This window comes from Faecalibacterium sp. Marseille-Q4137 (assembly GCF_017377535.1).
Taxonomy (GTDB): Bacteria; Bacillota; Clostridia; order Oscillospirales; family Ruminococcaceae; genus Faecalibacterium; species Faecalibacterium duncaniae.
This window is the reverse complement of the sequence record NZ_JAFREK010000017.1, coordinates 36452-55073: the sequence shown is the minus strand read 5'-3', so window position 1 is coordinate 55073 and position 18622 is coordinate 36452. Positions and strand designations below refer to the sequence as shown.

At 59.6% G+C, this 18622-nt stretch carries 22 protein-coding genes; 2 read left to right on the top strand and 20 right to left on the bottom strand.

Features of this window, described 5'->3' with window-relative positions:
* Nucleotides 1-133: 133 nt before the first annotated feature.
* Together J3353_RS08730 and asnA are read left to right on the top strand one after the other, a co-directional pair.
* Nucleotides 134-502 (top strand): RidA family protein, encoded by a 369-nt coding sequence (locus tag J3353_RS08730; protein WP_097773256.1) that lies wholly within the window; start codon nt 134-136, stop codon nt 500-502.
* 137 nt (nt 503-639) lie between these two features.
* Nucleotides 640-1653, top strand: coding sequence for an aspartate--ammonia ligase (gene asnA / locus J3353_RS08725; RefSeq protein ID WP_207684666.1), 1014 nt, complete (start codon nt 640-642; stop codon nt 1651-1653).
* Between the two features lie 55 nt (nt 1654-1708).
* On the opposite strand, the gene J3353_RS08720 is transcribed toward asnA, so the two are convergent.
* The 20 genes from J3353_RS08720 to secY all read right to left on the bottom strand — a co-directional run bounded on the left by J3353_RS08720 (nt 1709) and on the right by secY (nt 18622).
* A complete protein-coding gene (locus tag J3353_RS08720) occupies nt 1709-2371 on the bottom strand; it encodes a hypothetical protein (protein WP_207684665.1) in 663 nt (220 codons plus the stop codon).
* Complete coding sequence (gene pgsA, locus J3353_RS08715) at nt 2368-2958, bottom strand: CDP-diacylglycerol--glycerol-3-phosphate 3-phosphatidyltransferase (RefSeq protein ID WP_156067059.1); 591 nt, start codon at nt 2956-2958, stop codon at nt 2368-2370. The genes J3353_RS08720 and pgsA overlap by 4 nt, the downstream gene beginning before the upstream one ends.
* A gap of 18 nt (nt 2959-2976) precedes the next feature.
* Nucleotides 2977-4302, bottom strand: coding sequence for a 30S ribosomal protein S12 methylthiotransferase RimO (rimO, locus tag J3353_RS08710; RefSeq protein WP_005934883.1), 1326 nt, complete (start codon nt 4300-4302; stop codon nt 2977-2979).
* A gap of 114 nt (nt 4303-4416) precedes the next feature.
* Complete coding sequence (locus tag J3353_RS08705) at nt 4417-4932, bottom strand: regulatory protein RecX (protein WP_156062206.1); 516 nt, start codon at nt 4930-4932, stop codon at nt 4417-4419.
* Nucleotides 4933-6114 carry a recombinase RecA gene (gene recA, locus J3353_RS08700; RefSeq protein WP_082210798.1) on the bottom strand — a complete coding sequence of 394 codons (1182 nt, stop codon included), beginning with the start codon at nt 6112-6114 and terminating at the stop codon, nt 4933-4935.
* 126 nt (nt 6115-6240) lie between these two features.
* Complete coding sequence (gene prmC, locus J3353_RS08695; RefSeq protein WP_207684664.1) at nt 6241-7092, bottom strand: peptide chain release factor N(5)-glutamine methyltransferase; 852 nt, start codon at nt 7090-7092, stop codon at nt 6241-6243.
* The gene (locus J3353_RS08690; protein ID WP_156182131.1) at nt 7086-8033 is read right to left on the bottom strand and encodes a DUF1385 domain-containing protein; all 948 of its coding nucleotides are present in this window, start codon (nt 8031-8033) and stop codon (nt 7086-7088) included. Before J3353_RS08690 ends, prmC begins: the two co-directional genes overlap by 7 nt.
* Nucleotides 8034-8114: 81 nt before the next feature.
* On the bottom strand, nt 8115-9536 hold the full coding sequence (locus J3353_RS08685) for a HAMP domain-containing sensor histidine kinase (RefSeq protein ID WP_117477348.1): 1422 nt from the start codon (nt 9534-9536) through the stop codon (nt 8115-8117).
* 81 nt (nt 9537-9617) lie between these two features.
* The gene (locus J3353_RS08680) at nt 9618-10322 is read right to left on the bottom strand and encodes a response regulator transcription factor (RefSeq protein ID WP_117505831.1); all 705 of its coding nucleotides are present in this window, start codon (nt 10320-10322) and stop codon (nt 9618-9620) included.
* A gap of 116 nt (nt 10323-10438) precedes the next feature.
* The gene (locus tag J3353_RS08675) at nt 10439-11743 is read right to left on the bottom strand and encodes a hypothetical protein (protein ID WP_227622268.1); all 1305 of its coding nucleotides are present in this window, start codon (nt 11741-11743) and stop codon (nt 10439-10441) included.
* A 298-nt stretch (nt 11744-12041) separates the two neighbouring features.
* The gene (gene rplQ / locus J3353_RS08670) at nt 12042-12383 is read right to left on the bottom strand and encodes a 50S ribosomal protein L17 (protein ID WP_005934891.1); all 342 of its coding nucleotides are present in this window, start codon (nt 12381-12383) and stop codon (nt 12042-12044) included.
* Nucleotides 12384-12408: 25 nt separating this feature from the next.
* Nucleotides 12409-13365 carry a DNA-directed RNA polymerase subunit alpha gene (locus J3353_RS08665; RefSeq protein ID WP_035394747.1) on the bottom strand — a complete coding sequence of 319 codons (957 nt, stop codon included), beginning with the start codon at nt 13363-13365 and terminating at the stop codon, nt 12409-12411.
* Nucleotides 13366-13475: 110 nt separating this feature from the next.
* Nucleotides 13476-14078: a 30S ribosomal protein S4 gene (gene rpsD, locus J3353_RS08660; RefSeq protein ID WP_005934893.1), complete on the bottom strand. Its 603-nt coding sequence runs from the start codon at nt 14076-14078 to the stop codon at nt 13476-13478.
* Between the two features lie 20 nt (nt 14079-14098).
* Complete coding sequence (gene rpsK, locus J3353_RS08655; protein WP_005934894.1) at nt 14099-14509, bottom strand: 30S ribosomal protein S11; 411 nt, start codon at nt 14507-14509, stop codon at nt 14099-14101.
* Between the two features lie 14 nt (nt 14510-14523).
* Nucleotides 14524-14895, bottom strand: coding sequence for a 30S ribosomal protein S13 (rpsM, locus tag J3353_RS08650; protein WP_005937976.1), 372 nt, complete (start codon nt 14893-14895; stop codon nt 14524-14526).
* 81 nt (nt 14896-14976) lie between these two features.
* Nucleotides 14977-15090 (bottom strand): 50S ribosomal protein L36, encoded by a 114-nt coding sequence (rpmJ, locus tag J3353_RS08645; protein ID WP_005921832.1) that lies wholly within the window; start codon nt 15088-15090, stop codon nt 14977-14979.
* Nucleotides 15091-15125: 35 nt separating this feature from the next.
* On the bottom strand, nt 15126-15377 hold the full coding sequence (infA, locus tag J3353_RS08640) for a translation initiation factor IF-1 (RefSeq protein WP_005937979.1): 252 nt from the start codon (nt 15375-15377) through the stop codon (nt 15126-15128).
* A gap of 383 nt (nt 15378-15760) precedes the next feature.
* The gene (gene map, locus J3353_RS08635; RefSeq protein WP_005934899.1) at nt 15761-16552 is read right to left on the bottom strand and encodes a type I methionyl aminopeptidase; all 792 of its coding nucleotides are present in this window, start codon (nt 16550-16552) and stop codon (nt 15761-15763) included.
* 2 nt (nt 16553-16554) lie between these two features.
* On the bottom strand, nt 16555-17187 hold the full coding sequence (locus J3353_RS08630; RefSeq protein WP_005934900.1) for an adenylate kinase: 633 nt from the start codon (nt 17185-17187) through the stop codon (nt 16555-16557).
* 139 nt (nt 17188-17326) lie between these two features.
* On the bottom strand, nt 17327-18622 hold the full coding sequence (secY, locus tag J3353_RS08625) for a preprotein translocase subunit SecY (RefSeq protein ID WP_156058556.1): 1296 nt from the start codon (nt 18620-18622) through the stop codon (nt 17327-17329).

The window sequence follows — 18622 nt, the reverse complement described above, 5'->3', positions numbered from 1 at the left end:
TTGTAAAGGCCGCGCGGGCAAAAAATCCCTCCCGGATTGACACATCCCGCCCCATGGTGTAGACTTCAAGCAGCAGAATTTTTCTCCCTAAGGAGAAAAGCTCCATCAAACACACAGAAGGAAGGTATTTTCCATGAAAGTCATCGCTACTGAAAAGGCTCCCGGCGCGATCGGCCCCTACTCCCAGGGCTTCATCGCAGGCGGTTTTGTCTACACCTCCGGCCAGATCCCTGTGAACCCTGCGGACGGCACTGTGCCCGAGGGCATCGCCGCCCAGACCGAGCAGAGCTGCAAGAACGTGGGTGCGATCCTGGAAGCCGCCGGTTCCGGCTACGACAAGGTCATCAAGACCACCTGCTTCCTGGCCGATATTGCCGATTTTGCCGCCTTCAACGAGGTCTACGCAAAGTACTTCACCTCCAAGCCCGCCCGCAGCTGCGTTGCTGTCAAGGATCTGCCCAAGGGTGTCCTGTGCGAGATTGAGGCCGTGGCAGAGGCGTAAGCTCCCGAATTGCACCGGCTTTGCGTTCTCCCCTTTACAACGCTCTGAAATTGTGCCATAATTTACTGTATTAAAGGGAAAGCCGTTCCGGTGCCGCAATTCGGCGGCGGAGAACGGAAAGAGAGGGGTAAACTGTTATGAGCAAAACGATGATCCCGCAGAACTACACACCCGCGCTGAACCTGTACGACACCCAGCGTGCCATCGGCACTGTGAAGCGGCTGTTCGCTGACACCCTGTGTGCCACGCTGAACCTCTACCGCGTGTCGGCTCCGCTGTTTCTGGAGGCTTCCACCGGCCTGAACGACGACCTGAACGGCGTGGAACGCAAGGTCACCTTTGACATCCGGGACAGCGGCATTGAGGCACAGGTGGTGCAGTCACTGGCAAAGTGGAAGCGCAAGGCCCTGAAGGACTACGGCTTCCGCGTGGGCAAGGGCCTGTACTGCGACATGAACGCCATCCGCCGGGACGAGGAGCTGGACAACCTCCACTCCGTCTATGTGGACCAGTGGGACTGGGAGAAGGTCATCCGCGAGGAGGACCGCAGCGAGACCTACCTGAAGAATGTGGTGCGCTCCATCGTGTCGGCCGTCTGCGCCACCGAGATGAACCTGCACGCCATGTTCCCCCAGCTGCAGGATCTGCCCCTTCACACCCCCAACGTGACCTTTATCACCACCCAGGAGCTGGAGGACAAGTACCCTGACCTGACCCCGAAGGAGCGCGAGAACGCCTTTGTAAAGGAAAACGGCACCACCTTCCTGATGAAGATCGGTGCTCCCCTGAAGAGCGGCAAGCCCCACGACGGCCGCGCCCCCGACTACGACGACTGGGACCTGAACGGTGACCTGCTGTTCTGGAACGAGCCCCTGCAGTGCAGCTACGAGTTGAGCAGCATGGGTATCCGCGTCAGCCCCGAGAGCATGGACCGGCAGCTGACCATGGCAGGCTGTGACGACCGCCGCACCCTGCCTTTCCACAAGGCAGTGCTGAGCGGCGAGCTGCCCTACACCATCGGCGGCGGCATCGGCCAGAGCCGTCTGTGCATGCTGCTGCTGGGCAGCGCCCACATCGGCGAAGTACAGGCAAGCGTCTGGGACGAAGCCACCCGCACGGCCTGCGCAAAGGCTGGGATCCCCCTGCTGTAAGCAAAACACGAGAAAAGGCTCTCTGCCAAAACCGGCAGAGAGCCTTTTTTGCATCTCAGCTTCTGAAAAGCAAGCCCACATTTCTCTTTTTGCGGCGATTCCCGCCCAGCCACCAGACAAGCCAGGCGTAGAGCAGGTTCATGGCCAGGATGGCCGCGCACCACAGCACTGTCTGCCGGGTGGTCTGCTGATAGACCAGCAGGAACGGGTAAGGCCCGGTGATGAGCCGCTGGTAATTGGCCCAGAGGGCCACAGAGCCATAGAGCATGGTGGGAACCAGCGCCAGCGGAACGCACCGCGCAGGCAGCTTTGGCTCCCGTTCCAGCAGGACAAAGGAGACAAAGGCACACAGCGGGTTGAGCAGGTGGTGGTAGAGCATGGAGCTCTCGGTCAGCAGGAACACCACGCCGCCCTGGTCGGCACAGTAGGGCCCCAGCACGAACACCACGGTCAGGAAGGTCATGGTCAGGCAGCAGGTGGCAATGTACTTGAGCGTCTTGACCCAGCGGGGCAGCTGCCGCCCCGTGAACAGGCAGATCACCTGACACACCGCCACCAGCAGGCAGACAAAGAACGCAAAGACATTGGAGTTCTCGGTGTAAAAGGTGAAGGTCTGGCTGCCCACCGCTTCCCAGGTCATCCGGATGGCCACCGGCTCCCACCGCACGATGCAGAGGTTCAGGAAAATGGAACAGAGAATGGCGATCTTCTTGATCATTTTGCGGTATTGATGAAGCTGCGGTTGTCCCACAGGTACTTGATGCCGGAGATGGCGGTGGCAATGGCCACCAGCCAGCACAGCCAGTAAGAGAGGAACACGCAGTCAGCGCCTATCATAATGAAATTGCCCCAGGTCAATGCGGTGCCGAAGTAGTAGAAGATGATGGTGAGCATCTGCAGTACAGTCTTGACCTTGCCCCACATGTTGGCGGCGATCACCTTGCCGTCCTTGGCACCGGCGGCCACCATCCGCAGACCGGACACGGCAAACTCACGGGCCAGGATGATGCAGAGCACCACCGGGCTGCAAACTCCGTCCCGCAGCATGTAAATGAAGGCCACGGTGGTCAGCAGTTTGTCGGCCAGCGGGTCGGCAAACTTTCCAAAGTCGGTGACCATGTTCCACTTGCGGGCCAGATGGCCGTCCAGAAAATCGGTAAAACTGGCCGCGGCAAAGATGATGCCTGCCACCAGATACCAGGTGGGGTTGAAATCTTCCGTGCCGATCTGGGTCAGGGAAACGAAGACCATGAACACCGGCACCAGAATGATGCGGGTCAGGGTGAGCTTATTGGGCAGATTCATATAGATTCCTCCAATTTGTTATTTTGCAACCGTGCCGTACAGATCGTAAAGGTCGCTGTCCTCCACCAGCACATCATAGAACTGGCCGGGATAGAGCGGCTCCTCGCTGGAAACGCAGACATTGCCGTCCACCTCGGGGGCATCGCCGGTGGTGCGGCAGAGGTACAGGCCGCTCTCCTCGTCGATGCCATCACAGAGCACACGGACGGTCTGGCCCACCTTTTCGGCCTGTTTCTGGGCCATGATGCCGGTCTGGATCTGCATCACCAGCTCTGCGCGCCGGTCCTTGGTCTCCTGATCGATCTGGCCGTCCATCTTTGCGGCCACAGTGTTCTCCTCGGCAGAATAGGCAAAGCAGCCCAGACGGTCAAATCTGACCTCCTTGACGAAGTTGCACAGGTCCTCGAACTGCTCCTCGGTCTCGCCGGGGAAGCCTGCGATCAGGGTGGTGCGCAGGGTGATGCCGGGGATCTCCCGGCGCAGCTTGCCGATGACCTCCAGCAGCTCCGCACGGGTGGAGCGGCGGTTCATGTTTTTGAGGATGGTATCGTTGCAGTGCTGGATGGGCAGGTCGAGGTAAGGCACCACCTTCTCGTTCCGCTTCATGGCGGCAATAAAGTCATCGGTGATGCGCTCCGGGTAGGCGTACATGATGCGGATCCACTCAAGGCCCGGCACCTTGTTCAGCTTGTCCAGCAGCTCACAGATGCTGCCGGGCTTTCCCCAGTCCTCGCCATAGGCGGTGGGGTCCTGGGCCACCACGATCAGCTCCTTCACGCCCTCACCGGCCAGCCAGCGGGCCTCGGCCACGCAGTCGGCCAGATCGCGGCTGTGCAGCGGGCCGCGGATGCCCGGGATGGCGCAGTAGTGGCAGCGGTTGTTGCAGCCCTCTGCGATCTTTAAGTACGCATAGTGGGCAGGCGTGCCGATGACGCGCTTGCCGCCCAGCGGGAAGTCCTTTTTGGCACCGTAGCTTTCCAGATGGTTCTCACCGTGGAACAGGCGGGCCACGATGGTATCAATGGCCTTGTTGGAGGCACAGCCCACCACAGCATCCACCTCGGGGATCTCCTCCTCGATCTGGCTGCGGTAACGCTCAGCCAGGCAGCCGGTGACGATGACCTTCAGCTCCGGGTTCTGCTGCTTGTAGGCGCAAGCCTCCAGAATGTTCTCAATGGCCTCGGTCTTGGCGCTCTCGATAAAGCCGCAGGTGTTGACCAGAATGACATCGGCTTCACCCAGGTCAGCCACCGTCTCGTGACCAGCCGAAAGCAGGATGTGCACCATCACGTCCAGATCGACCTGGTTCTTGGGGCAGCCAAGGGAAATACATGCAATTTTCATAAGGGATGATACTCTCTTTCTCTTTTGAGGGATGCTTTTGATTTTTTACGATTTGCTCCGGAAAAGCTCCCCCTTCGGGGGAGCTGGCAAAGCCGCAGGCTTTGACTGAGAGGGTTATTCCCCCTCCTCCACCCTGCGAATGGCTTCCTTAATAACGGAATACGAAAATCCCCGCCGCTGCAGGGCCGCAATGACCAGATCCCTGCGGCCCGCTTCCAGCTTTTTGCGGTAATGCCCTTCCACCAGAGCGGCAGCGGCTTCCAGCTCCGGGTCCTCGCCGGAAACATCGGGGGTGTAAACAGCATCCAGCGCCTGCTGGATCTCGCCTGCGGCCAGGCCCTTCTGCCGCAGATTCTGGGCAGCGGCGCGGCGGCTCTTTTTTGCCGCCAGCAGGGCGTGGGCACGGGTCTCGGCATAGCGGGCATCGTTGATATACTCCCGCTGCACCATCTCTGCCACCACGGCGGCACTGGTCTGCTGGGTATAGCGACGGTTCAGCCGCTCATACAGCTGGCCCGAGGAAAGCTCCTGCCCGGCCAGCAGCTCCATGGCCCGGGTGCGGGCTTTGGCGGCATCGATGGATTTTTCCTCTTCGGCCAGCGGGCGGCGGCCACGGCTGTAAAAGGCCATTTACTCTTCCACCATGATGTCCAGCTCACTCTCGCTGCTGCGGGCGGGAGCCTTGACCACCGGCTCCTTTGCTGTGGCAGGAGCTGCCGGTTCCCCCTCTGCAGGAGCAGCGGCAGCCTTGCCCCCCGGGCGGCGGGTGGCATAGAGCTTATCGGCATTGGCGCGCACCTGACCCTCGATATCGTTGGCGATCTCGGGGTTATCGCGCAGGAACTGCTTGGCGTTGTCGCGGCCCTGACCCAGGCGGATATCGCCGTAGTTGAACCATGCGCCGCTCTTCTGAACGATGCCCAGCTTGACACCCAGATCGATGAGCTCACTCATCTTGGAGATGCCCTCGCCGAACATGATGTCAAACTCAGCCTCACGGAACGGAGGAGCCACCTTGTTCTTGACGATCTTGGCGCGGGTGTGGTTGCCGATGAACTGGCCGGAAGAATCCTTCAGGCCCTCCACGCGGCGGATATCGATGCGGACAGAGGAATAATACTTCAGGGCGCGGCCGCCGGTGGTGACCTCGGGGTTGCCGTAGACCACGCCGACCTTTTCACGCAGCTGGTTGATGAAGATGCAGACGGTGTTGGTCTTGCCGATGACGCTGGTCAGCTTGCGCATGGCCTGGCTCATCAGGCGGGCCTGCAGGCCCACATGACTGTCGCCCATCTCGCCCTCGATCTCGGCGCGGGGCACCATGGCGGCAACAGAGTCCACAACGATGGCATCAATGGCACCGGAGCGCACCAGCGCCTCGCAGATCTCCATGGCCTGCTCACCGGTATCGGGCTGGCTGACCAGCAGGTTGTTGATGTCCACACCCAGCGCCTCGGCATACACAGGGTCCAGCGCGTGCTCCACATCGATGAAGGCAACATCGCCGCCCTTCTTCTGGGCTTCGGCCAGAACATGCAGGGCCAGTGTGGTCTTACCACTGGATTCGGGGCCGTACACCTCAATGATGCGGCCCCGGGGCACGCCGCCCACGCCCAGTGCCAGATCCAGGCCGATGCTGCCGGTCGAGATGGCATCCACCTGCATGGCGGCGTTATCGCCCAGCTTCATCACAGCGCCCTTGCCAAACTGCTTTTCGATCTGGGCCAGTGCCGTGGCCAGCGCATCCTTCTTGGCACCGGGATCGGTCTTCTGGGTCGCCGGGGCAACGTTGTTGTTCTGATTTTTTGCCATAGTGTCATGCTCCTTTGTCATCTGTTCCCGGCGCGGTGCGGCCAAACGCAGGCGCGGGCATTCCAATTCTTTCGGTACTAGTATAACACATTTTACAGATATTACAACAGGAAGTTGTAGATATTTTTATTGTTTTCTCGCCATCACACAGCGGTCATTGCCGCCAAAGTCTTTTCTGCACACGATATCCGTCCACCCGTTGGCGGCAAGCAGGGCCGTCACGGCCTCCCGCTGCTGCCAGCCGATCTCCAGGGCAAGGGCACCGCCGGGACGCAGGGCTTGCAGGTAGTGTTCCGCAATGGCGCGGTAAAATACCAGCCCATCCTCCCCTGCTTCCAGCGCCATGGCAGGCTCCTGCGCCACCTCGGGCTGCAGCGCGCCCATCTCGGCGGCGGTCAGGTAGGGCGGGTTCGACACAATAAGGTCCAGCTGCCTCTCCGGCAGGGTCTGCCAGTAGGTGAACAGATCTCCCTGCACCGGGGTGATGGTCAGTACCGGGGAGAGATGGGCATTCTGCTCCAGATAGCGGTATGCCGCAGGGCTCTTCTCCAGACTTGTGACCTGTGCCGCCGGGCAGAAGTGCTTCACGCCCAGCCCCAAACAGCCTGTGCCGGCGCAGAGGTCGAGCACCCGGGGTGCCTCCACCCCAGCCAGCATTCCGGCGGCGGCTTCGGCCACCACCTCAGTATCAGCCCGGGGGCAGAGCACGCCGGGGCCGACAGCCAGCTCAAAGTCAAGGAAGGGCCAGCTGCCGCAAAGGTATTGCAAAGGCTCCCGGGCCGCGCGGCGGGCCGTCAGGGCTTCCAGCCGCTCTGCCTGCTCTGCACTCAGCGGAGCATCGGCAAGGCGGGCATCCCCGCCCACTGCCAGCCGGAAGAGCTCGGCCGCGTCAAAATCCGCGTCGGGGCAGCCTGCGGCGCGCAGGCGTGCCTCCACCTCCCGGACTGCTCCCCGGGGCAGCATCCCTGCGGTTACCATCTGCCGTCCTCCGGGTCCTCGGGCAGAACCGGCGTGACGGCGGCAATGGCCACCTCGATCATGCTGTCGTCCGGCTCAAACACGGTCAGATGCTGCACCCAGATGCCGGGCTGCCGGATGATGCGGGTGGCGATGTTGTCCGACCTGCCGCACCACTTGAGCAGCTCGTAGCTGATGCCCATGACCAGCGGCAGGAGCAGCAGCTTGAACACCACCCGCAGGCTGGTGCTGGACCAGGGCAGCACGCTGTACAGGAACACGCTGACGATGACCACCAGGATCAAAAAGCTGGTGCCGCACCGGGGGTGGAAGCGGGTATATTTGCGGACATTCTCCACCGTGAGGGGGTCTCCGGCCTCGTAGCAGGCAATGGTCTTGTGCTCGGCCCCGTGGTACTCGAACACCCGGTGGATCTCCTTCATCCGGGAGATGGCAGCCATGTAGGTCAGGAAGATGGCGACCTTGAGCACCGCTTCCAGCACCACCTTGGCCCAGCGGCCCAGCGGCACCAGATGGTTCAGGCCCCCCACCAGCACCGTGGGCAGAACGGTGAAGAGCAGGATGGCAAACAGCCCGCCGATCACGGCAGCTGCCGCCAGCAGGATATCCTCAGCCTTTTTGCCCAGATGGTCGCCCACCCATTTTTCAAAGGCGGTCTCCTCTTCGGCGGGGTCGTAGTCATCCCCCATGCTCACCTGTGCCGAGTACATCATGTACTTGTATCCCATGATCAGGCTTTCGATCATCGAGATGGCTCCCCGCACCAGCGGGATCTTTGTCCACACGCCGTGGGTGGGGGTGGGCTCGACCTTGGTCTCAATGGTTCCATCGGGCTTGCGGACAGCACAGCAGATGTTTTTCGGGCCCCGCATCATAATGCCCTCCATCAGGGCCTGCCCGCCCACACTCGTCTTGAAGCGTTCCTTGTTCGGTTGATTCATTGGCTCTCCTATGGGGCGCTGCGGCCCCTCTCTATCGTAAAAAATACCCCTCTATCTTACCAGATAAATATGGACAATCTCTTATCGTTTGTAGATCGGCAGCCCCAGGGTGACCACTGTGCCCCGGCCCAGCGTGCTCTTGAGGTCCATGGTGCCGTCCAGTGCGGTCATAATGGAATCCACCAGCGCAAGGCCGATGCCGCTGCCCCGCACCGAGTTGCTGCCCTTGTAAAACTTGGTCTTGACGTTTTCCAGATCCTCCGGCGGGATGCCGCGGCCCTGATCGATGATCTCGATGAAGGCTTTGTACTCGCCCTGCCAGATCTTGACCGTGATGCGTCCGCCGGGGGCCGAATACTTGATGGCATTGTCCAGAATGTTGATGAACACCTGCCGCAGGCGGTCGGGGTCGGCGTAGACCGGAATCATCTCCTCCGGCTCCGCATAGGCCAGCAGAAGCCCCTCCCGCTGGATGCGCGCTTCACAGAAAAGGACAGCGTCCGTCAGCTCGGCCACAAGGTCCAGGGGGCGGCACTCCATTTTCAGGCGGCCATTCTGCAGGCGGCTGAAATCCAGCAGCTCCTCCACCATGTTGTACAGGCGGGCGGTCTCGTTGTTGATGATCTCCAGCCCCTTGCGGTAGTTCTCATCGGTGGGGTCATCCAGGGTGCGCAGGGTCTCCACCCAGCCCCGGATGGAGGTGAGCGGCGTGCGCAGCTCATGGGAGACCGAGCTGATGAATTCGTTCTTCATCTTCTCCGTCTCTTCCAGCCCCTCGGCCATCTGATTGATGGTGCCGCGCAGGCGGTCCACCTCGTCCCGCTCGTCACCGGTCACAGGCAGGCGGACATCCAGTTCTCCCCGGGCGATGCTGGCGGCGATCCGCTCCACCTGCCCCAGCGGCACCACGATGCCCCGCACAAAGTACAGGCCGGAGGCCACTGTAAAGCCCAGAATGGCCGCTACCACGATCAGGCTGATGATGAAAACGCTCTTCAGCTGCTCCTGCACCAGCGTCAGGCTGGTGACAAGGCGCATAGCGGCCACGTCCTCGGCCGCATAGGGCACCAGACTGCACACGGCCATGACCGTTTCCCCGCTGGCGGTGCGGTAGATGGCCACACCCACGCCGTCCGGGGCATCCTGCGCCTTGTTAAAATCGTCCTGCACCACGATGCCGTCCGCACCTGTGCCGCTGGACGAGGCGATCACGCCGCCGTAACCGTCCAGCAGCATGAACTCATATTTGTCTTTATCCGCAAACTGCTCCACCATCCGGCGCAGGGCCACACTGCGGTTGGCCGCGGTCTTCTGGGCCGTGTCGCCGGTGTACATTTTCAGCTGACCGTTGATGGAGGAAAAACGCCGCATCATGGTCTGCTGGACGCTGTTGTAGTAGCTGCGGCTGAAGTTGTACACGAACATGCTCTCCACCAGCAGCACCAGCAGCACGGTCAGGAACAGGCTTCCCCGCAGCCAGCGGTGGGTAATACCACTGCGCATTGCTTTTCCTCCTTTCTGTCAGTAATCCCGGCTCTCCTATTGGGAGAGCCGTCGGGTACAGCGCAACTGAGAGGTTTTTCTTTACTCCTCCCACCGGTAGCCGTAGCCCCACACTGTCATAATGTGGGTGGGGTGGCTGGGCTCATCCTCTACCTTCATCCGCAGGCGGCGGATGTTCACATCCACGATCTTCACATCGCCGAAGTAGTTCTCGCCCCACACGCCCTTCAGGATCTTTTCCCGCACCAGCGCGATGCCGGGGTTGTGGAAGAACAGCTCCATGATCTGGAACTCCACCTGGGTCAGCTCGATCTGCCGCCCGGCCTTGAGGAGAACACGGCGGTTCTCATCCAGCACAAATTCCCCGCTGACCAGCGTGGTGGGGGCGCTTTCGTCGGCAGCGGAGCCGCCGCCCGAGCGGCCCACCCGGCGGCAGAGGGCCTCCACACGGGCCAGCAGCTCACTGACACTGAAGGGCTTGGTCATATAGTCATCCGCACCGATGGACAGGCCGCGGATCTTGTCCTGCTCCTGCCCCTTGGCACTCAGGATGATGATGCCGATCTTCTGGTCGGTGCGGCGGATGGTCTCGCAGAGCGAGAACCCATTCATGCCGGGCAGCATCACATCCAGAATGGCAGCATCACAGCCGGGCTTCTGCTCCAGCAGAGGCAGGGCGGCTTCGGCGCTGTCGGCCTCCACCGCCTCCATCCCCGCCAGCCGCAGGTTCAGCGCGATCATCTCGCGGATGCTGGCTTCATCCTCTACCACAAGTACCTTGACCATCTAAGACCTCCATATTTTTCTGCCTTCTCTCTCTGCCCAAGAGCACACGGAGAAGCATTTCACCTCAGAACACCCAGCCTGCATCCGGTAAACTTCTGCAAAACTGAGCGGCATCCTCAATTCAACCGGTACAACGACCGGGACAGCCGATAGCTCTGATCCTTCAGCACTATGTCCGGCCCGAACTTGGCCTGCATCTGGCGGGATGCCACCACGCCCAGGCGGGTCCAGCCCGCCGCGCTCTCGCTGGAAGGAACCAGGCGCATGGTCAGCACCAGCTTGCCCTCGTCCACGGTGCGCAGCTCCACGGCCTCCTCTCCCTCAGTGCTGTCGGTGAGCATCAGGTTGCCCTCCCACTCGGCAGGCAGCTCAATGTAGCAGCTGCTCTCCTCGTCCAGCAGGCCGAAGCTCTTTTCCGGCTCCGGGCTGGTATAGTCCATCCAGACGATAAAATCCATTCGTCGGCTCTGGCTCAGGTTCAGCAGGCCCGCTTCGTCGGGCTGGGTGGGGATCTCCACGATGCCGTCGCCGTCCAGATCCCGGCTGACCAGCGTGGAGACATTGCGCAGGGACGCATTGTACAGCTCACTGGTGCTGATCTGCTCCGCGGGCAGCATCTGCTGGCTTTCCTCATCGAAGTAGAGCAGCACCGTGGCCAGATTGTTGCCCGAAAGGCCGGTCCAGCCGTCCAGCACCAGATAGCGCTTTCCGTCCGCTCCCAGGCCCGCCGCCACAGCGGCGCAGCCCGAGAACTTATCTGCCGAAAGGCCCATGACAGCCACCTGCTGGAACATCCCGTCCCGGTCAACGGTCAGCAGCTCGATCTGCACCCCGCCGTCCTCCAGCGTGGACATCAGGATCAGATCCTCGTTGCCGCCGCCGGTGATATCCTCCACCAGATACTGCTCATAGGACTGTTCCAGAATGGCATTGACCGTGCCGTTCTCGTAGGAGTACACCGCCAGATAGCTGTCGCCCTGCGCGGCGAGGTACCCCACTACCAGCTGGGTGGCGGCACCATCCTGCAGCTGTGCCAGCCGGACATTGTCCACTGTATCCGCCAGACCCTCGATGCTCTGGCGGACCTGCCACACGCCTGCGGCATCCTTCTGCAAAAATGCAATGCAGACGTTGGAGCTCTGGGCCGTGGTGTAAAGAACAGCGGCATCCTGCTGGCCGTCACCATCCAGATCCTGCAAAAGGAACGGCGAGAGCAGCTCCCCCTGCATCGGGTATTTCAGCTGGGCGCTCTCCCCCAGCCATTCGTTCAGGGCATTTTGCAGTGCACCGTAGTCACCCGGAAGGCGCGGGGCACGCAGCAGCTCCTCCACCTGCACATTTTCCGACATCGGAAGGCCGCACGCCGAGAGCAGGCCCATCATGCAGCCTGCACTCAGCACCAGAAACCGTCGTCTTTTCAACCGCCGCCCCTCCCTTCTGTGGAAAATTCGCAAAGTCGTGCAGAAATACAGTATAATTATAGCATTCTTGCCCCGCCATCACAAGCCCCAGCTGCTAACGCCCAACCGGGCAGCGGGGTGTTCCCAAAGCAAGTGTCCGCTGGGGTGGGACCCTGCTGCGCAGGCAGTAGGGCGGGCGATGGAATGGCCCGTTTCACTTGCGTGGGAATGCCCCGCTGCCCGGTCCACACGATACAAAAAAGGCCCTTTCCCCGAAGGGAAAGAGCCTTTGTTACACTGTTTGAACAGTCAGAGTCGATCAGACGAGCTCCAGAACTGCCATCTCAGCAGCGTCGCCGCGGCGAGCGCCGATCTTGATGATGCGGGTGTAGCCGCCGTTGCGGTCAGCGTACTTGGGGCTGATCTCATCAAACAGCTTCTTTGCAACATCTTCCTTGGTGATGTAGGCGTAGACCTGACGCTTGGTGTGCAGGTCGCTGGCCTTACCCAGGGTGATCATCTTCTCGGCCATGGAACGAACGTCCTTAGCGCGAGTGACAGTGGTCTCAATCTTGCCATTCTCTAACAGGTAGGTGACCATAGCGCGCATCATAGCGTTGCGGCTGTCGCTGGTTCTACCGAGCTTTCTGGTACCGGGCATCCCGTTTCACTCCTTATTATTTTAGTTACTCATCGTCTGTGTTCAGCTTGAAGCCCAGGGAGTCCAGCTTTGCCATGACTTCTTCCAGGCTCTTGCGGCCGAGGTTACGGACTTTCATCATCTCGTCCTCGCTCTTGCTGACCAGATCCTCCACCGTGTTGATACCGGCGCGCTTCAGGCAGTTGAAGGAACGGACGCTCAGATCCAGCTCTTCGATGGTCATCTCCAGAGCCTTTTCCTTATCGTCGTTGGTCTTCTCCACCATGATCTCCGTACCGGCAGCCTCATCGGACAGGTTGACGAAGAGGTTCAGGTGCTCGGTCAGCACACGGGCAGCCAGAGAAACGGCTTCCTGTGCATTGATCGTGCCATCCGTCCAAACCTCGATGGTCAGCTTGTCGTAATCGATGGCCTGTCCAACGCGGGTGCTCTCAACGTTATAATTCACCTTGAGCACGGGGGTGTAAATGCTATCGACGGGAAGAGTGTTGATATCGTTCTTCTCGACGATGGCCTGCTTGTTGCGCTCTGCAGGCACATAACCGCGGCCCTTATCGAAGGTGAGCTCCATGACGAGCTTGCCGCCCTCGCCCAGGGTTGCAATGTGCCATTCAGGGTTCAGGATCTCAATATCGTCGCCCTGCTTGATGTTGTCCGCAGTAACCTCACAAGGGCCGACTGCCTCAACACGCACTGTCTTCGGCCCGTCGGTGTACAGCTTTGCAGCAATACCCTTCAGGTTCAGGACAATTTCGGTAACGTCTTCCTTGACGCCCTCAATGGTGGAGAACTCGTGAACCACGCCGTCGATCTTGACGCTGGTCACGGCGACACCGGGCAGAGAGGAAAGAAGCACACGACGCAGGCTGTTGCCCAGTGTGATGCCAAAGCCACGCTCCAGAGGCTCCGCCACGAATCTGCCGTAGCGGCCGTCCGGGGACAGGCTTGCCGTTTCGATTTTGGGACGTTCAATCTCCATCATATCTATGCCCTCCTTGTCAAACCGATGTTGCCATCGGCCCATTATTAAATTCTTTTAAAAAGAATGCGAAAGGTCGCCATCCAGAAGGAAGGCCTCCCCTTCTTAATGGATTACTTGGAGTACAGCTCGACGATGAGGTGCTCTGCAACTTCGTAGTCGATGTCGCTGCGCTCGGGGAGCTTGGTCACAACACCCTTCAGGGTGCCGGCCTCACGGTTCAGCCAGGAAGGCAGAGCCACAACGGGAGCCTCGGGGCCAACGAGCTTTGCGAACTTAGCAGAAGAGCGGCTGGACTCACGAACTTCGATCACGTCACCGGCCTTGACCTGGTAGGAAGGAATGTTGACCTTCTTGCCATTGACGGTGAAGTGAGCGTGGCTCACCAGCTGACGAGCGTCGCGGCGGGTCTGAGCAAAGCCCAGGCGGAACACGACGTTGTCCAGACGGCACTCCATGATCTGGAGCAGGTTCTCACCGGTCTTGCCGGGGCGAGCCTCAGCACGCAGGTAAGCATTGTGGAACTGCTTCTCCAGAACGCCGTAGATAAACTTGACCTTCTGCTTCTCCTTCAGCTGAGATGCGTACTCAGACTGCTTCTTGCGGACATTGCCGTTGGAGTTGCGGGTGGTATTCTTCTTTGCATAGCCCATGACCGCAGGAGAAATGCCCAGGGCCTTGCAACGCTTTGCGATAGGCTGCGTATTCTTTGCCATAATTCAATTTCCTCCTTCGATCAGACACGACGGCGCTTCGGGGGACGGCAGCCGTTGTGGGGGATGGGAGTCACGTCCTTGATCAGGGTGACTTCCAGGCCGGTAGCCTGCAGCGCACGGATAGCGGACTCACGGCCAGCGCCGGGGCCCTTGACGTAGACTTCAACAGTCTTCATGCCATGCTCGATTGCAACCTTGGCTGCGGTCTCAGCAGCAGACTGGGCTGCGAACGGGGTGCTCTTACGGCTGCCACGGAAGTTCAGGGAGCCAGAGGAGCACCAGGACACTGCATTACCCTGCAGGTCGGTGATGGTAACGACAGTATTGTTGAAGGTAGACTGGATATGAGCCTGACCAGCAGCAATGTTCTTGCGCTCTTTCCGCTTCATGCGGACATTTGCGCCCTTCTTGGCGTTATTTGCACTTGCCATTTCTCAAATCCTCCTTACTTCTTCTTGTTAGCGACAGTGCGCTTGGGACCCTTGCAGGTACGTGCATTGGTCTTGGTGCGCTGGCCGCGGCAGGGCAGATTCTTGCGATGGCGGGTGCCACGGAAGGACTGGATCTCAACCAGGCGCTTGATGTCCAGAGCAACGTTGCGGCGCAGGTCGCCCTCAACGATGATGTTAGCCTGATCGATGTAGTCACGGATCTTAGCCTCTTCTTCCAGAGTCAGGTCCTTGACGCGGGTATCGGGGTTGATGCCAGTTGCTTCCAGGATCTTGTTAGCAGTGGTCTGACCGATACCGTAAACGTAGGTGAGACCCACCTGAACGCGCTTCTCGCGGGGCAGGTCAACGCCGGCAATACGTGCCATAGTAGTATCCTCCAAAATCATCCCATGTCAGTGTCGGGGTCTGCGCCGGGACTCTACGCACTTGACCCCCAGGCGCCCGAATTAGCCCTGGCGCTGCTTATGCTTGGGGTTCTGGCAGATGACCATCACGCGGCCTTTGCGGCGGATGACCTTGCACTTTTCGCAGATGGGTTTCACGGAAGGCTTGACCTTCATGATGTTGAACCTCCTTTTGGTTGATGCCCTGGCACTTATTTGGAGCGCCAGGTGATGCGGCCCTTTGACAAGTCATAGGGCGACATTTCTACGGTAACCTTGTCCCCGGGCAGGATACGGATGAAATTGGTCCGCAGCTTGCCGGAGATGTGCGCTAAGAGGATGTGCCCGCTGGGAGTGAGCTTCCCGGTGTTCTTATCCTCGCTCAACATTTCCACCTTAAAGATGGCGTTGGGCATGGCTTCACGCACGATGCCTTCGATCTCGATAACGTCTTCTTTAGACAAGCTATTTGCCTCCTCATTGGATCTGCTCAGTTTGCCATGAATTGACGGACAGGCGGCGATAACCGCCACATACTTCTTCTCCTGCGGCACAAAATCCGCAAAGTGGGCAGAAAATCCCTGTCCACCGAGAAAGCATCTGGCTGTCACGGCCATTTATAGATTATACACCTTTTGCAATGGATTTGCAAGTGTTTTTTCCGTATTTCCGATAAAAAATTCTCGCATTTTCAAACCGGCCGTTTCCCCGCCCCGGTTTTGCGCTTCTCCACCGGGAAGATGAAAATTTTTCACCAAAACTTGTCAGAATTGCACAAAGGACCTGCTCCGGATGCAAAAAGACCTCCCGTTTCCGGGAGGCCTTGGGGGATGCTGTACCGGTTTGCTTACTTCAGGCAGAAGGTCTCGGGATCAAAATCGGGATCATCCCAGAAGCGGGTCATGATCTCGGTGTGATCCTTCAGGATCGCGTTCGAGTGCTCGAAGTGCGCTGCCAGACCGCCGTCCTTGGTCTTGACCGTCCAGCCGTCCTTGGCCTGGGTGATCTTGCAGTCGTACTGGCAGATCATAGGCTCAATGGCAATGGTCATGCCGGGCACAAGGCGGGGGCCGCGGCCCTGATGGCCGTAGTTGGGCACCTCGGGGTCCTCGTGCAGTTCACGGCCGGTGCCGTGGCCCACGAACTCCCGGACCACGGAGAAACCTGCGTCCTCGCAGTAGCTCTGCACCGCATAGCCGATATCACCGATGCGGTTGCCGGCCTTTGCCTGCTCGATGCCCTTGTACAGAGCCGCCTTGGTCACATCCAGCAGGCGCTGTGCTTCCAGGTCGATCTTACCCACCGCATAGGTGCAGGCGTTGTCGCCATTGAAGCCATCGACCTTTGCACCGGTGTCGATGCTGACGATGTCGCCCGGGCGGATGACGATATCATGCGACGGGATGCCATGGATAATGGTATCATTCAGGCTGATGCAGGCCGTTCCCGGGAAACCGTACAGTCCCTTGAAGTTGGGGGTGCCGCCGTGCTTTACGATGAAATCGTAGATCAGCTTATCCAGTTCCCAGGTGGTCATGCCAGCCTCAATGTGCTGGCCGCCGTACTTCAGGGCAGCTGCGCTCAGGGCATTGGCCCTGCGCATTCCGTCCAGTTCTTTCGCATTCTTGATCTGAATCACGATTATGCCTCCAGTGCCTTCATCACTTCAGCGGTCGTCTCCTCGATGGAGGGGCAGAAGGGGATCACGGCCAGCTTGCCGCGCTCACGGTAGAACGCCACCAGCGGCTCGGTCTGCTCGTGGTAAGCCTTCAGGCGATCCAGAACGGTAGCGGGCTGGTCGTCCTTGCGGATGACGGTCTTGCCGCCGCACAGGTCGCACACACCCTCGACCTTGCTCTTCTTGTTGATGATGTGGTAGCTTGCGCCGCACTTCTCGCAGACGCGGCGGCCGCTCATCCGCTCCACGATGACATCGTCCGCCACAGACAGCTCCAGCACCTTGTCGATGCGGATGCCCATGGTCTCGATGGCCTCGGCCTGAGCGATGGTGCGGGGCACGCCGTCCAGGATGAAGCCGTTGGCGCAGTCGTCCTGTGCCAGGCGTTCCTTCAGGATGCCGATGATGACCTCATCAGGCACCAGAGCGCCAGCGTCCATGAAGCTCTTTGCCTTCAGGCCCATCTCGGTGCCTTCCTTGACAGCAGCGCGCAGGATGTTGCCGGTGCTGATGGAGGGGATGTTCAGCTTTGCGCAGATGATCTCGGCCTGGGTGCCTTTGCCCGCGCCGGGTGCGCCTAACAGAATCAGATTCATAGGTATTCTTCCTTTCTTCTATCAAAGGAGCCTTTTTTGATGTTTGAAGGAACTAACGCCCCTTCAAAGCAAAAAAGCACTGAAAAGTACGAGCATGCTCCCCTTTCCAGTGCTTTCTCACATCAGTGCTTTTTTTAGATCAACCAAGGAAACCCTTGTGGTTGCGCATCGTCATAAAGCTGTCGAGGCTGCGGGTGGTATCAAGTGCCACACCAACCACGATCAGCAAGCTGGTACCGCCCAGCTGGATGCTCATACCGGTCAGGTTGCCCAGAATGATCGGCAGTACAGCCACCGCAGCCAGGAAGATGGCACCCATGAGGGTGATCTTATTCAGGGTGCGGGTCAGGAAATCGCTGGTCGGCTTGCCGGGACGGAAGCCGGGGATCGAGCCGTTGTTGCGGCGCAGATTGTTGGCGATCTCAACGGGGTTGTACTGGATGGCCACATAGAAGTAGTTGAAGGCCAGGATCAGCAGCAGGTAGATCACGATGTAGAGCAGCGACGTGTAGTTGAAGGTATGGAAGAAAGCATACCAGAACGGATGTGCTGCCTGATCGATCTGCAGGAAGCTGCCGATGGTGCCGGGGATCGAAACCATCGCGGAAGCGAAGATGATGGGCATCACGCCGCTCATGTTCAGCTTCAGGGGCAGGTAGCTGTTCTGCCCGCCCATCTGCTTGCGGCCCACCACACGCTTGGCATACTGGATGGTGATGCGGCGCTCAGCGTTGGTCATAACAACGATGAACACGATCACCACCAGTGCCAGAACCAGCAGCAGGGGCAGCAGGATATAGAACCGGGTCTCGCCTGCAGCGGCGCGGGTCAGCAGACCCGTGACGGTGGTGTAGACGCTAGACCAGTTGGAAACGATCGAGGAGAAGATCAACAGAGAGATACCGTTGCCGATACCCTTGTCGTCGATCTGCTCACCACACCAGGTGATCAGCTGCGCACCTGCGGTAAAGGTGGCAATGATGACAACGGCGGTAAAGATACCGGCCGCGCCGCTGGTGTACTTCAGTGCGCCCATATTGCGGATCACGAAGTAGTAGCCGAGGCTCATCACCAGAGCGATGACACCGCCGACATACCGGGTGATCTGCTGCATCTTCTGCTGGCCGTCAGCTTCCTTCGCCATGTTTTCCAGGGCGGGGATCGCAACGGTGAGCAGCTGCACAATGATGGAAGCGTTGATATAAGGCGTCACACCTAACGCGAAGAGTGTGCACCGAGACAGGGCACCACCGCTCATCATATCGAGATACGAGAGCATATTGCCGTTGGAGAACATCTGGTTCAGTGCAGAACCGGTGATGAACGGAACGGGGATGGCGCTGCCCAGACGATACACCACGAGGATCGCCAGCGTGAACAGGAGACGATTTTTAAGCTCGGGAATCTTCCATGCGTTACGGAATGTCTGGAACAC

Coding starts and splice junctions, on each gene's coding strand:
- rpsK (WP_005934894.1), bottom strand. CDS start 14,509: ATGGCAAGTGCAAATAACGCCAAGAAGGGCGCAAATGTCCGCATGAAG.
- J3353_RS08680 (WP_117505831.1), bottom strand. CDS start 10,322: ATGGTCAAGGTACTTGTGGTAGAGGATGAAGCCAGCATCCGCGAGATG.
- J3353_RS08720 (WP_207684665.1), bottom strand. CDS start 2,371: ATGATCAAGAAGATCGCCATTCTCTGTTCCATTTTCCTGAACCTCTGC.
- rpmJ (WP_005921832.1), bottom strand. CDS start 15,090: ATGAAGGTCAAGCCTTCCGTGAAACCCATCTGCGAAAAGTGCAAGGTC.
- J3353_RS08730 (WP_097773256.1), top strand. CDS start 134: ATGAAAGTCATCGCTACTGAAAAGGCTCCCGGCGCGATCGGCCCCTAC.
- recA (WP_082210798.1), bottom strand. CDS start 6,114: ATGGCAAAAAATCAGAACAACAACGTTGCCCCGGCGACCCAGAAGACC.
- pgsA (WP_156067059.1), bottom strand. CDS start 2,958: ATGAATCTGCCCAATAAGCTCACCCTGACCCGCATCATTCTGGTGCCG.
- J3353_RS08705 (WP_156062206.1), bottom strand. CDS start 4,932: ATGGCCTTTTACAGCCGTGGCCGCCGCCCGCTGGCCGAAGAGGAAAAA.
- asnA (WP_207684666.1), top strand. CDS start 640: ATGAGCAAAACGATGATCCCGCAGAACTACACACCCGCGCTGAACCTG.
- J3353_RS08690 (WP_156182131.1), bottom strand. CDS start 8,033: ATGAATCAACCGAACAAGGAACGCTTCAAGACGAGTGTGGGCGGGCAG.
- J3353_RS08665 (WP_035394747.1), bottom strand. CDS start 13,365: ATGATGGAGATTGAACGTCCCAAAATCGAAACGGCAAGCCTGTCCCCG.
- J3353_RS08685 (WP_117477348.1), bottom strand. CDS start 9,536: ATGCGCAGTGGTATTACCCACCGCTGGCTGCGGGGAAGCCTGTTCCTG.
- J3353_RS08630 (WP_005934900.1), bottom strand. CDS start 17,187: ATGAATCTGATTCTGTTAGGCGCACCCGGCGCGGGCAAAGGCACCCAG.
- rpsD (WP_005934893.1), bottom strand. CDS start 14,078: ATGGCAAAGAATACGCAGCCTATCGCAAAGCGTTGCAAGGCCCTGGGC.
- rimO (WP_005934883.1), bottom strand. CDS start 4,302: ATGAAAATTGCATGTATTTCCCTTGGCTGCCCCAAGAACCAGGTCGAT.
- prmC (WP_207684664.1), bottom strand. CDS start 7,092: ATGGTAACCGCAGGGATGCTGCCCCGGGGAGCAGTCCGGGAGGTGGAG.
- rplQ (WP_005934891.1), bottom strand. CDS start 12,383: ATGCCCGGTACCAGAAAGCTCGGTAGAACCAGCGACAGCCGCAACGCT.
- rpsM (WP_005937976.1), bottom strand. CDS start 14,895: ATGGCACGTATTGCCGGCGTTGACCTGCCCCGCGAGAAGCGCGTTCAG.